Genomic DNA, 12,734 nt, shown 5'->3' on the forward strand with positions numbered 1-12,734 from the left:
AGGCCATGGCAATTCCGTTTAGGCGAACGAGATGGCCGGGTCCGTGGGGACGTGACGTGTGCGCATTCTAGTGCGCATTGTTTTACAGCGGACCGCCCGGGCAAAGGAGGCGGGCGAGGGGGCGGGCATGGCGGCGCGGGCGGACGCGGGTATGGCGATGCGGCCTAGTGGGTGCGCTCCACCGCATAGGCCGCCAGCGCATGCAGGGCGTCGAGATGGGGCGAGGGCGCCAGCGCGTCGAGCGCGTCGATGGCCGCGCGCGCATGTGTCTGGGCGCGCTCGCGGGTGCGCTCCAGCGCGCCGCTGTCGCGGATCGCGGCCACGATCTGGTCCAGCGCCTCCAGCCCGCCGTGCTCGATCGCCTGGCGCATGGCCTTGGCCTGTTCCGACCCGGCCTGTTCCAGCGCGTAGATCAGCGGCAGGGTCGGCTTGCCTTCGGCCAGGTCGTCGCCCACGTTCTTGCCCAGGGTGTCGGCGTCGCCCAGGTAGTCGAGCAGGTCGTCGGCGATCTGGAAGGCGTAGCCCAGCTCCATGCCGTAGCGGCGCAGCGCCGCCTGCTGCGCGGCGGGCAGGCCGCCGAGCAGGCCGCCCAGCTCGGTGGCGGCGGCGAACAGCACCGCGGTCTTGCGCTCGATCACCGCCAGGTACGCCGCCTCGTCCACGTCGGCGTTGCCGATGTTGAGCAGCTGCAGCACCTCGCCCTCGGCGATGGTGTTGGTGGTGTCGGCCAGGATGCGCATGATGCGCATGTCGTCCAGTTCCACCATCAGCTGGAACGAGCGCGAGTAGAGGAAGTCGCCCACCAGCACGCTGGCCGCGTTGCCCCACAGCGCGTTGGCGGTCTTGCGGCCGCGGCGCAGGTCCGACTCGTCCACCACGTCGTCGTGCAGCAAGGTCGAGGTGTGGATGAACTCGATGATCGCCGCCAGCTTGGCGTGCTGCTCGCCCCGGTAGCCGGCGGCGCGGGCCGCCAGCACGTGCAGCATGGGCCGCAGCCGCTTGCCGCCGCCGCCGATGATGTGCTCGGCGATCTGGTTGATCAGCACCACGTCGGAGGCCAGCCGCGCGCGGATCAGCGTGTCCACCGCCCCCATGTCGGCGGCGGCGAGCGCGCGCACGGCATCGAAATCGGCGGGAAGGCTCAGGGCGTCGGCGGGCATCGGGGCGGCTCGGGCATGCGTGGAAAGGGGCAAGTATAGGGCTTCGCTGCGGCGCGGCATGCGCCGGTGCGCGGTTCCGCCCGGCCGGGGCCGCCAGGGCGCCGGCGGCGCATTGCAATCGGGCCGGCCCGACTCAATGATGGCGGCAGCCGGTTCGCTCTCGAGGCAGGTCCGATGGCCCAGGAAATCGTCGCGCTGATCGCGCAGTACGGACTGCTGCTGGTGTTCGCCAACGTGCTGGTGGAGCAGGCCGGGGTGCCGGTGCCGGCGCTGCCCACCCTGGTGGTGGCCGGCGCGCTCGCTGGCGACGGCCGCCTGCCGCTGGCCGGCGTTCTGCTGGCGGCGCTGGCCGGCTGCCTGCTCAGCGACTACGCCTGGTACGCCGCCGGGCGCCGCTACGGCTCGCGGGTGACACGCACGCTGTGCCGTATCTCGCTCTCGCCCGATTCCTGCGTGCGCCAGTCCGAGCTGCGCTTCCAGCGCTGGCGCGGGCAGGTGCTGCTGGTGGCGAAGTTCGTGCCGGGCCTGTCCACCGTGGCGCCGCCGCTGGTCGGCGCGCTCGGCCTGCCGCCGTTGCGCTTCCTGCTGCTGGACGGCGCGGGCTCGCTGCTGTGGGCCGGCGCGGCGGTGATGCTGGGCTACGCCTTCTCGGCCCAGGTCGACCGCGTGCTGGCGGCGCTGGAGAGCGCGGGCACGCTGGCGGTCGAGGCGCTGGCCGCCCTGCTGCTGGCCTACGTCCTGCTCAAGTGGTGGCAGCGCTGGCGCCTGCTGCGTTCGCTGCGGATGGCGCGGATCGGCGTGGACGAGTTGAGCCGCGCGCTGGCGTCGGCGCATCCGCCCCTGGTGGTGGACGTGCGCTCGCCGGCCGCGCGGCGGCTGGATACGCGGGTCATCCCCGGCGCCCTGCTGCTGGATACGAACGACTTCGGCAGCATGCTGGCCGTGGCCGCGCCCGAGCGGGAACTGGTGCTGTACTGCAACTGCCCCAACGAAGTCTCCGCGGCGCGCATTGCCAGCCTGCTGGCGCGGCGCGGCTACCGCCGCGTGCGGCCGCTGCTCGGCGGGCTGGATGCCTGGGACGCGGCCGGCTTCGCCCTGGAGCGCCTGGCGCCCGAGCCGGCGCCGGAGCCGTCGTCCCGGGTGGCCTGAGCCGCGGGGCCGGCACCGTCAGGCCGGCGCGGCGGGGCCCGACGCGGCCGTCGGCACCGGCCGCTGGCGGCGGCCGGTGCGCCGGGTATCATAGCCAGCCAATCTTTCCCAACTCCGGCCGCGACAGCCCCTCCATTCGCGGCCGGCGCTACCTCAAGGAAACCCAAGCCATGGCACGCGGTATCAACAAAGTCATCCTGGTCGGCAACCTGGGCGCGGACCCGGAGACGCGCTACACCGGCAACGGCACGGCCATCACCAGCCTGCGCATCGCCACCTCCGAGACCTGGATGGACAAGCAGAGCGGCGAGCGCCAGGAGCGCACCGAGTGGCACCGCGTGAAGCTGTTCGGCAAGCTCGCCGAGATCGCCGGCGAATACCTGAAGAAGGGCCGCCAGGTCTACATCGAGGGCTCGCTGCGCACCGACAAGTACACCGACAAGGACGGTATCGAGCGCTACTCCACCGACATCATCGCCAACGAGATGCAGATGCTCGGCGGCGGCGGTGAAGGCGGCGGCAACTTCGGCGGCGGCGGTGGCAGCCGCGAGCGCTCGCAGGGCGGTTCGCGCGGCGGCAATTACGGCGGTGGTGGCGGTGGCAGTGGTGGCGGCCAGCCCTCGCGTGGCGGTGGCGATTACGGCCAGCCGCGCCAGGCCCCCGCGCCGGCCCCGGCCGACAGCCCGAGCTTCGACGACGACGATATTCCGTTCTGAGACCTCCCGGTCGTCCGGGGTTGTCCATCCGCGTCGGCATGGCAGGGAGTGCGCTCCCTGCCATGTTGCGTTTTGGGCCCGGCGAGGGGTTTTCGCAGGTGGGCGATGGCACGTCGGCTCAGGCATGGCATGCAAGCCGTCCGTTCCCACTGCAACGGTTCCGGGTAACGCATGCGGCCCTGCCGGGGCAGGGCCGCATGCGTGGCGTTTCCCGGCTGGAGGCGATGGCCGGCTTCAGTGCGCGGGGGTCAGGGCGGCCGGTGGCCGTGCCTGCACGCTAGTCGCTTTTCGCCAGTCTTGGGCCGGTTGGGCCGCGGGTGGCCCCGGCGCGCCTTACTCCGGGCACCCCTGCTGGATCCAGCAGCCGAAGGTGTTGACCTGGGCCTGGCTCCACGGCCCCTCGCCGGAGCCGGCCGGCGGCATGGCGCCGGTGGACACTTCCGAATAGATCTTCGTCGCCCAGATCTTCACGCTGGCATAGCTGCTGAGGTCGAGCGCGCCGCCGGTGACCTGCTTCATGTGATCGACGTCGGTCGGAGTGAACAGCGGCTGGATGTCCTTGCTCCAGGTCACGGAGGTCGGGCAGGTGAGCGATGCGAAGAACTGATGGCTGTTGCTCATGGCGTTTCCCCTGTCGGGTTGGAGGGTTCCGGTCTCCCGGCCTTACTTGCTGAGCTTCCTGTTGCGGCGCACTTCGGTCAGGCCTTGCTGCGTCTCGATGGAGGGCGTTTCGGGCACCACCACCGCGCCGCGTGCCAGGATCACGCTGAAGTCGCCCGCCTGGCCCTGCGGGTTCTGACCCTGGCTGCCATGGCAGCCCATGCAGCCGCCCATGTTGAAGTGGCCGCCGGCGTAGTAGGAGTTCTTGTGCTGGGTGCCGTCCTGGTTCCAGTCCGTGCTGATGTTCGGCGAGAGGCCGCCGCTGAAGAGCTGCAGCGAGCGGTTGGTCTCGACCACGATGTTGGCCTGGTAGTAGCTCGCCGGCGACGGATGCCGGGCGGTGTACGGCGGCTGGCCGTTGTAGAGGGAACCGTTGGGCGTCTGCGTCGTGATGACCTTGTCGTAGGGGTAGTACTGGACGTTGACGAGCTTGTAGGCGAGCCACGGCGCCGAGGTGATGCTGCGGCTCCTCAGGTAGGCGGCGATCGCCGCGTGGGCCTGCGCGTTGGCGTCGATCACTTCCGCCGGGATGTTGTTGGCGCGCCGGTTCACGCAGATGTTGCCCGCGCTCGGCGCGTTGTTGGTCGGCGGGAAGGCGGCGTTGCGGTAGAACAGCTGGCTGCGCGGCGCGGCGCAATAGGCCTGCGATGACGCCGGTTGGCAGGTGGCGCGGTTGCCGGTGAGTATCACGGTGCCGAGCGCGCTGGGCGTTTCGTTGGCGCTGCCGCTGGAGGCGGGCTTGGGGTCCACCAGGCACACCTGGGGCGTCGTCGGCGCCGCGAGCGCGGAGCGGATGACGCGGCCGTCCGCATCCTCGATCGGAAGGCCGGTGGGCGTGAGGAGGTTGTCGGCCTGCTCGAAGGTGGCGTAGATGAAATACGGCGCCGACAGCGTCTTCTGGATGATGTGCAGCGCGACCAGGCCCCACTTCGCGTCGCGATAGCAAAAGCCGCCGCTCGAGGCCTTCTCGTAGAAGCGCACCGTCTGCACGTGGAAGCGCCCCGACGCCAGCTCGCTGGGGTTGAGCGGCCGCCATGCCGCCTTGACCTCGATGGTGCCGTTGTACTGGCTCACCATCGACGTGCTTCCCGGCGGCGGGCTCGCCTGCTTCGCGGACAGGTAATTCTTCGTCGCCGTCACCACCGAGGGCGGGATGGCGCTCCACCATTGGTTCAGCGGGTTCTTGGGGTCGCTGTTGGAGGCGACGTAGACGTATTGCGCGCGGTTCGACTTGGCGAGGAAGCGGATCAGCTGCGGCGAGCTGTTGCCCGGCGAGCTGCCGGCCGCCACGACGCCGGCGTACATGTTGTCCAGCGTGATCTGGTCGGTCTCGTCGAGGTTCACCCAGGGAACGGGGTCGTTCGCCTGGGCTGGATCGCAGGCGGCAACCGGCACGCCGTAGTTGTATTGGGGCAGCGCGTCGTAGCCGTAGGAGCGCGAGGCATTCTGCACGTAGCCGGGAGGCGGATTGCCGTTGCCCGGGAAGGTTTCCACCTTGCCCCGGAACGTTTCCCAGACCGTGGGCACGGTGCAGTTGGGGTTGCCGAAAGCGCAGGTCGACGATGGCGCTTCGCGCTGGCCCGGCTGGCCTCCCTGCGGGCCCGCGGGCCAGTTCAGCGCAATGAATTCCTGCCAGGCGAACGCGGCGGCCTGTTCGGGCGTGGCGTTCGGCGCGCCCCCTTTTGCGGGCGGCCCCGGGGTGTACGGAGGGTTCAGCTCGGCCGGGACGGCCGGGGTCACCGAAATCGGTATCGCCGCCGACACCTGCTTGCCGTCCGGCGCCGCCGCGCCCCCGGCCGCACTCGTGTCGGCCATGGAACGGTTGACCCATGCCGCACTCGCGACGAGCGCGCATGCCAATAGGCCGGATGATAGGACGATGGAGTTCCGCATGACCTTTCCCCCTGTTGGTGGTAATGCCCTTGCCGGTGGAAACACGGATAAAACCTACGCAGACATCGCTTGCCACGGTGCAGCCGGATCGGGCTCACCGGTTGGATCGCGTGACTTTCTTCCATGTGCCCGATGCTTTGCTTCTTGCTCCATCGCAGGCATGGCGCAGGTGTCGCCACTACGCTCCGCAACGCATCCCGGCGGAGCCTCACAAAGGTCCAGACGCGCCGTTGCGCATCCATCCGTGGAATCCGGCCCGCTTACGTTCACGGCATGCGCGCGATGCGCATCGCCGTACGCCTTGGCAACGGCCGGTGGCGGGTACGCTTTGGGGCCAGGACGGGCTTGGTGCGACGAGGGCTATCCCGGCCCTAGCCGTTCGCGGCTGGGCCGGGTGGCCCGAAGCTGCCGGGCGAGGCCGTGCGCCTCGAGCCCGCCAGCGGGGTCGCCTGCGCGAACGCAGGCAGTCCAAGGGAAGAATAGGCAAAGCGCTTCATCGGAAACTCCCTTTCGACGAACGAGCTGCAACGTCCACTTGCCATGCCGCTCCATGCTGCGGCCCCCTGTGCGTTCGGCGGAATGCGCTTGGGAGAACGCCGAACGGTGCTGCTTGCATCGATGCGATGCCGGGCCATGAGCCATGGCCGGTGCGGATTTTGAGCACGAAATGCAGCGGCAGTATGTGACGCGGAACACGGTTGAGCTGGCTTGCATCAGTCGGAAGACGCGCGGCGGGTGCGCCGGATCCGTCGGCCTCTTCCGCCGCCCGGCGCACCGGATGCCGTGCGCGGATGTGCGCTGCTGCCGGGGGCGGCATGCCCGCGGCCGATGGGGGCGTGCAGGGCATCGTGGCGAGGAATTCACGGGCTCCTCTCACGGTTTCGACACGGTGTACATCACCGCGGGCGCAGGCTGCCGCGGGTTGATCACCGTGGGAGGGGCTGCATATGAAACGCCTGTCGAAAACAACCGTGTGGTGTGCGCTCGCGCTCGGCATGATGGCGCCGGTGGCCTTCGCCCAGGATACCTATCCGTCCTCGACGCAGGACAAGGACACCATGGGCCACAAGGACGCCATGGAGCACAAGGACGCCATGGAGCACAAGGGCATGATGCACGACAAGATGCACGGGAACATGAAAGGCATGCATGAGATGGCGGCCGAAGTGACGGCGGTCGACACCAAGACCGGCGTGGTCGAGGTCACCTCCATGGGCATGCCGCTCAAGGTGCACTTCCCGCCGGCGGCGGTCGCCGATCTCAAGGCCGGCGACAAGATCACGCTGCACATGGGCTACAGCCGCTGAGGCGTGCCGCGGGCGCCTGTTGCCGGCGCGGGGGCAGGGCGCCGGCGGCATGGCGCGAGCAGGGTTTTCGATGACGGCGCTGCTGCTTCGGCGGTGCACGTCCGACTGCGCTCGCCGGGCCGATGCCTCGCCAGGTGTGGGCGAGCGTGCGAGGCGGCCGGCTGACGCGCGGCCCCGCCGCGCGCCGTCCGCTCAGCCGGCGGGCAGGGCGACCTCGACGGTGACGTGGGCCAGTTCGTCGTGGATGGCGAGCTGCTCGCGCACGGCCGCCGCCGTGAGCGGCGCGTGGCTCACCAGCGCCAGGATGCAGGCATAGCGGCCCTTGCCCACGCGCCATACGTGCAGGTCGCTCACCGCCGTCTGGGGGAACTGCTCGGCGACCACGTCGCGGATCTCCTGCACCACCGGGCTGTCCATCTCCGCGTCGAGCAGCACCTTGCCCGACTGCTTGAGCAGGCCGTAGGCCCAGTTGGCGACCAGCCCTGCGCCGACGATGCCCATCACCGGGTCGAGCCAGGCCGCACCGAACAGCTTGCCGCCGAGCAGGGCGAGGATCGCCAGCACCGAAGTCGCCGCGTCGGCCACGACGTGCAGGTAGGCCGAGCGCAGGTTGATGTCGTGGTGGTGGCCGTGATGGTGGTGGTGCCCGTGCGCGTGGCCATGATCATGGCCGTGATCGTGCCCGTGGTGGTGGCCGTCCTTCAGCAGCCAGGCGCAGAGCAGGTTGACCGCCAGGCCGATGACGGCGATGACGATGGCCTCGTCGTAGTGGATGGCGCTGGGCGAGAGCAGCCGCTCGACCGACTGGAACAGCATCAGCGCCGCCACCACGCCCAGCAGCAGCGCGCTGCTGTAGCCGCCGAGCACCTCGATCTTCCAGGTGCCAAAGGCGAAGCGCCGGTCGCCCGCCAGCTTGCGGGCCAGCGCATAGGCCGCCACCGACAGGCCCAGCGCCAGCGCGTGCGAGCTCATGTGCCAGCCGTCGGCGAGCAGCGCCATCGAGTTCAGCACGTAGCCGCCGGCGATCTCCACCACCATCATCACGGCCGTGATGACGACGGCGCGCAAGGTGTTCCGCTCCGCCAGCGGGTTGCCGTCGTTGAACTGGTGGGAGTGCGCGTAGGGCGTGGCGTCGGGTTGCATGCTCGGTCTCGGGCGTATGATATACCCCCCTATGGTATGACAGGCGCGAGGACGCTGCATGGCTCATCTGAACCGGGACAAGGACAAGCTGATCGCCCGCGTGCGCCGCATCGGCGGGCAGGTGGCCTCGATCGAGCGCGCGCTGCAGGGCGAGGCCGACTGCGGCGCGGTGCTGCACCAGCTGGCGGCCGTGCGCGGCGCGGTGCAGGGGCTGCTGCTGGAGGTGATCGACGGCCACCTGCGCGAGCACGTGGCGACGGCCTCCAGCAAGCGCCGGCAGGAGGAGCTGGCGCCGGTGCTGGCGGTGCTCAAGAGCTACCTCAAATAGCGCCTCCCGGGCTCCCCGTCACCGTGCCTTGACGAAAGTCCCGCTTGAATAGCGGGATTTGACGGCCGCAACATGGGCTGACCGTCCGTGCGGTACCGGGACGATTCCGAGGAAGGCTTGCGCATGCCAGATCGCCATGCACGGCTGCTGCCAGGCAGCCTCGATGCCAAGCGCCTGCTGCGCTGGCGCGTGCTCGGCCTGTCGCTGGCGGTGGTCACCATCGTGCTGCTGCCCTACCTGGTCAGCCGCGCCAGCGTCGACGACACGCTGAAGGCCAACACGCTGGTGAGCCGCTCGGCGCAGGTGATCGCGGTCACCTTCCGCCTCGCCTACGAGGTGCGCGACAGCGAGGCGGCGATCTACCGCCTGATCGGCGGCGACCAGACCGACGCCGTACGCCAGCGCGCCGACGCGGCGGCGGCCGACGCGCCCGCGCTGCTCGACTCCCTGCGCGGCATGACCCAGGACAACCCCGCCCAGCAGTCGGCCATCAACGCGCTGGCGGCGTCCGCCAACGGGCGCCTCGCGCTGATGCAGCAATCGCTGCTGCGCTATCGCCAGGGCGACCTGGGCGGCGCCTCCGCGGCGCTGCGCGACGCCGGCGTCATGTACGAGATGAAGTCGCTGATCGACGCCATCGTGGACCGCGAGCGCGTGCTGCTCGACCAGCGCCTGGCGCACGCCAAGCGCAGCACGCTCAACAACGACCTGGTGCTGGTGATCGCCGCGGTGGCGCAGGTGCTGCTGCTGGGCATCATGGTGCTGGTGTCGGAGCGGCAGATCGGCCAGCGCCTGCGCGCGGAGGCGCGCGAGGGCGAGGCCGTGCAGCGCGCGCTGCTGATCCTGCAGGCGGTGCGCGAGCCGATCGCGCTGCTCGACGACAAGCTCTCGGTGCTGGTGGTGAACGCCGCCTTCAGCGAGCTGTACGGCCTGCCGCGCGAGCAGCGCCAGTTGCAGCCGCTGGCCGAGGTGGGCGATGGCGCATGGAGCGACAGCAGCCTGCTGCAGCGCCTCAAGGACGTGCTGCTGCGCGACCGCGAGCTGTGGGACTACGAACTCACCCAGCGCACCGTGGACGGCGTCGATCGCCGCGTGATGATCAACGCCCGCCGCCTGCACCAGCACGACAGCGACGCGCCGGTGCTGCTGCTCACCGTCAGCGACGTCACCGCGCGCGCGCTGGTGGAGCAGCAGGTGAAGGAGCTCAACCGCCAGCTCGAAGGCAAGGTGGCGCAGGTGTCGGACGTCAACCGCGAGCTGGAGGCCTTCAGCTATTCCGTCTCCCACGACCTGCGCGCGCCGCTGCGCCACATCGCCGGCTTCGCCGGCAAGCTGGAGCGCCACCTGGGCGAGCGGGCCGACGAGCCCGCCCGGCATTACCTGGAGGTGATCCGCAGCGCTTCCCAGCGCATGTCGCAGCTGATCGAGGATCTGCTGGTGTTCTCGCGGCTGGGCCGCGGCGCGCTCAAGCTGCAGGCGGTGGACATGCAGTCGCTGGTGGAGGAGGCGCGCGCCATCGCCGAGTCGGAGGCCGTGGACCGGCGCATCGGCTGGACGGTGGCCGCGCTGCCGATCGTGGTGGGCGACGAGAACATGCTGCGCATGGTGTGGCAGAACCTGATCGGCAACGCGGTGAAGTACACCGCGCAGCGCGAGGTCGCGCGCATCGCGGTCGAGGTGCGGCGCGGCGGCGACGGCAGCTATGAATTCGCCGTGGCCGACAACGGCGTCGGCTTCGACATGGCCTATGCCGACAAGCTGTTCGGCGTGTTCCAGCGCCTGCACAAGCCCAGCGAGTTTCCCGGCAACGGCATCGGCCTCGCCAACGTGCGCCGCATCGTGGCGCGCCACGGCGGCAGTGTCTGGGCCGAGGGCGAGCCGGACCAGGGCGCCGTCTTCCACTTCTCCCTGCCGGCCGCCGAGCCGGCGGACACCACCCACGGGAACTCCCCATGAGCGCACGCGACCTCCGCCCCATCCTGCTGGTCGAAGACAGCGCCGCCGACGCCGAGATGGCGATGGACGCCCTGCGCGAGGCCAAGCTCGCCAACCCGGTCGTGCACGTGGAGGACGGCGTGGACTGCCTCGACTACCTCCAGGCGCAGGGCGCCTGGGCCGGGCGCGAGCTGGTCGACCCGGTGGTGGTGCTGCTGGACATCAAGATGCCGCGCATGAACGGCCTGGACGTGCTCACCCACATGCGCGCGGACGAGCGGCTACGGCGGGTGCCGGTGGTGATACTGTCTTCTTCTCGGGAGGAGAGCGATCTGGCCCGCAGCTGGGACCTCGGCGTGAACGCCTACGTGATCAAGCCGGTGGACGTCGACCAGTTCTTCGATGCGGTGCGGATGCTCGGGCAGTTCTGGGCGGTGCTCAACCAGTCGCCCGAACAGGAATGAGGCACGGAGGACCGGGACGGGGAGTCCCGCGGCGGCGGGACATCGGATGAGGGAGGCGAGCTCAGCCATGCCGAACAACCAGGACTTGCCGGTCGCCGTCCGCGTCCTGCTGGTCGAGGACGACGAGTTCGACGCCGAATTGGTGCTGGCCGAGCTTGCCGACGGGCTCGCCTTCGAGTCGCGGGTGGTCGACGACGAGGTCGGCTACCTGCACGAGCTGGAGTCGTTCGCGCCCCACATCGTGCTGTCCGACTTCGGCCTGCCCGGGTTTTCCGGCCTGCGCGCGCTCGAGCTGCTGCGCCAGCGCGACCAGGCCATGCCCTTCATCTTCGTCTCCGGCACGCTGGGTGAGGAGGCGGCGGTGGAGGCGCTGCGCCACGGCGCCACCGACTACATCCTCAAGCAGAACCCGGCGCGGCTGACCAGCGCGGTGCGCCGCGCGCTGGCCGAAGCGGAGGTGGAGCGGGCGCGCCGCCACGCCGAGGACGAGATGATCCGCGTGCAGCGCTTCGAGAGCCTGGCGATGCTCGCCGGCGGCCTCAGCCATGACCTGCGCAACCTGTTGCAGCCTCTGCTGCTGGCCGGCGACAGCCTGCTCGATTACCAGGACGACCCGCGCCTGGCGCGCCTGGGCCAGCTGGTGCGCGACTGCGGCCGGCGGGGCCTGCAGATGGTGCAGTCGATGCTGTCCTTCGCGCGCGGCGCCCAGCGGGCCGAGCAGGTGCGCCTGGGCGGGCTGTTCGATGCGCTGCGCCTGCTGATGCAGGGCAGCGTGCCACGCTCGATCCAGCTGGAGCTGGACGCCGGCGATCCCGAGCTGGCCTTCGAGGGCAACCACACCGAGCTGCAGCAATGCCTGCTCAACCTGTGCCTCAACGCCATCCAGGCCATGCCGGGGGGCGGCCGGCTGCGGGTGGAGGCGCGCCCGGTCGTGCTGTCGGACGACGGGTTCTTCCTGCCCGGCGAAAACCGGCATGGCAGCCGCTACCTCTGCCTCACCGTGGCCGACACCGGCGTCGGCATGCCGCCGGAAACCATGCACCGGCTGTTCGAGCCCTTCTTCACCACCAAGGAGGGCGGCACCGGGCTGGGCCTGCTCTCCTGCAAGCGCATCGTCACCGCCCACGGCGGCGTGATGCGGGTGGAGAGCAAGCCGGGCGCGGGCACCTGCTTCAAGCTCTACCTGCCGCTGGAGAAACCGGCGGCCGAGCCGGAAGAAGAACCCGAAAGCCTGCTCGGCGAGGCCGAGCGCGTGCTGGTGGTGGTGGAGGAGGCCGGTCAGCTGTCGCTGCTGGTCGACATCCTGGACAGCTACGGCTACCAGCCGCACGCCAGCCTGAGCGGCACCGCGGCGCTGCAATGGATCGAGGCGCAGGGTCTGCCCGACCTGGTGGTGCTCGACGCGGACATGAACCTCTTCACCGGCGTGCGCACCCTGGCCGCCCTGGTCGAGCATGGCTACCGGGGCGCGGCGCTGCTGCTGGCGCGGCCGGACGCGCCGCCGAACCTGGACGAGCTGCCCGCGCTCGAGCGCATCGACGTGGTGGAGAAGCCGGTCACCGCGCGGGAGCTGCTGCGCGCGGTGCGGCAGGCGCTGGCCAGCTGCGCGGCGGAAGGCGTGGATGCGAGGGCGGGCGAGCGGGCGGGGTAGCGCCTGTCGCGTCCGCCCGGCGTTTCCGGCACCCGCATCGAGGCCGGCGGGCGCGCGGCGGTGGGCCGTTCAGTCGATGCCGAGCTTCTTCAGCTTGTAGCGCAGCGCGCGAAAGGTGATGCCGAGCTTCCGCGCGGCGGCGGTCTTGTTGTAGCGCGACTCTTCCAGCGCCTTCATGATTGCGCTGCGCTCGAGGTTGCTGATGTAGTCGTCCAGCGGCACGCCGCTGCCCGGCGCGGCGGCGGGCGACGAGGCGCCGTAGGTCGGCGCGGGCGCGGCCGGCGGCGCGTAGCCCGGCGGCGGGGCCGGCTGCCGCAGCGCGCGCTGC

The 12,734-nt window shown here is 70.5% G+C and carries 12 protein-coding genes; 7 read left to right on the plus strand and 5 right to left on the minus strand.

Annotated features, from left to right (window positions below):
- Positions 1 to 164 precede the first annotated feature (164 nt).
- Complete coding sequence (locus ACH65_RS03855) at positions 165 to 1,160, minus strand: polyprenyl synthetase family protein (protein ID WP_049621264.1); 996 nt, start codon at positions 1,158 to 1,160, stop codon at positions 165 to 167.
- 186 nt (positions 1,161 to 1,346) lie between these two features.
- Here ACH65_RS03855 and ACH65_RS03860 point away from each other — a divergent pair, with 186 nt between their 5' ends.
- Together ACH65_RS03860 and ssb are read left to right on the plus strand one after the other, a co-directional pair.
- Positions 1,347 to 2,309, plus strand: a complete 963-nt coding sequence (locus ACH65_RS03860; RefSeq protein ID WP_425478264.1) for a VTT domain-containing protein — start codon at positions 1,347 to 1,349, stop codon at positions 2,307 to 2,309.
- A gap of 170 nt (positions 2,310 to 2,479) precedes the next feature.
- Positions 2,480 to 3,025 carry a single-stranded DNA-binding protein gene (gene ssb / locus ACH65_RS03865; RefSeq protein ID WP_049621266.1) on the plus strand — a complete coding sequence of 182 codons (546 nt, stop codon included), beginning with the start codon at positions 2,480 to 2,482 and terminating at the stop codon, positions 3,023 to 3,025.
- A gap of 333 nt (positions 3,026 to 3,358) precedes the next feature.
- On the opposite strand, the gene ACH65_RS03870 is transcribed toward ssb, so the two are convergent.
- Together ACH65_RS03870 and ACH65_RS03875 are read right to left on the minus strand one after the other, a co-directional pair.
- Complete coding sequence (locus tag ACH65_RS03870; RefSeq protein WP_049621267.1) at positions 3,359 to 3,646, minus strand: hypothetical protein; 288 nt, start codon at positions 3,644 to 3,646, stop codon at positions 3,359 to 3,361.
- Positions 3,647 to 3,688: 42 nt separating this feature from the next.
- Positions 3,689 to 5,500: a hypothetical protein gene (locus tag ACH65_RS03875; protein WP_049621268.1), complete on the minus strand. Its 1,812-nt coding sequence runs from the start codon at positions 5,498 to 5,500 to the stop codon at positions 3,689 to 3,691.
- 1,025 nt (positions 5,501 to 6,525) lie between these two features.
- Between ACH65_RS03875 and ACH65_RS03880 the strand changes: the two genes are divergently transcribed.
- Positions 6,526 to 6,885 carry a hypothetical protein gene (locus ACH65_RS03880; RefSeq protein ID WP_153242469.1) on the plus strand — a complete coding sequence of 120 codons (360 nt, stop codon included), beginning with the start codon at positions 6,526 to 6,528 and terminating at the stop codon, positions 6,883 to 6,885.
- Positions 6,886 to 7,077: 192 nt separating this feature from the next.
- Here ACH65_RS03880 and dmeF read toward each other — a convergent pair whose 3' ends face one another.
- Positions 7,078 to 8,028, minus strand: a complete 951-nt coding sequence (gene dmeF, locus ACH65_RS03885) for a CDF family Co(II)/Ni(II) efflux transporter DmeF (RefSeq protein WP_049621270.1) — start codon at positions 8,026 to 8,028, stop codon at positions 7,078 to 7,080.
- A 58-nt stretch (positions 8,029 to 8,086) separates the two neighbouring features.
- On the opposite strand from dmeF, the gene ACH65_RS03890 reads away from it, so the two are divergent.
- From ACH65_RS03890 to ACH65_RS03905, 4 genes are all read left to right on the plus strand, one after another.
- On the plus strand, positions 8,087 to 8,356 hold the full coding sequence (locus tag ACH65_RS03890) for a metal/formaldehyde-sensitive transcriptional repressor (RefSeq protein WP_049621271.1): 270 nt from the start codon (positions 8,087 to 8,089) through the stop codon (positions 8,354 to 8,356).
- Positions 8,357 to 8,479: 123 nt separating this feature from the next.
- Positions 8,480 to 10,312, plus strand: coding sequence for an ATP-binding protein (locus tag ACH65_RS03895; protein ID WP_049621272.1), 1,833 nt, complete (start codon positions 8,480 to 8,482; stop codon positions 10,310 to 10,312).
- A complete protein-coding gene (locus ACH65_RS03900) occupies positions 10,309 to 10,755 on the plus strand; it encodes a response regulator (protein ID WP_049621273.1) in 447 nt (148 codons plus the stop codon). The genes ACH65_RS03895 and ACH65_RS03900 overlap by 4 nt, the downstream gene beginning before the upstream one ends.
- Positions 10,756 to 10,822: 67 nt before the next feature.
- A complete protein-coding gene (locus ACH65_RS03905; protein WP_064504809.1) occupies positions 10,823 to 12,406 on the plus strand; it encodes a hybrid sensor histidine kinase/response regulator in 1,584 nt (527 codons plus the stop codon).
- A gap of 69 nt (positions 12,407 to 12,475) precedes the next feature.
- Here the strand turns inward: ACH65_RS03905 and ACH65_RS03910 are convergent.
- Positions 12,476 to 12,734: helix-turn-helix domain-containing protein (locus ACH65_RS03910; protein WP_049621274.1), on the minus strand; the 259-nt coding region annotated here is incomplete at its 5' end.

Origin of the sequence: Frateuria defendens, from assembly GCF_001182895.1 — a bacterium.
GTDB lineage: Bacteria > Pseudomonadota > Gammaproteobacteria > Xanthomonadales > Rhodanobacteraceae > Frateuria_B > Frateuria_B defendens.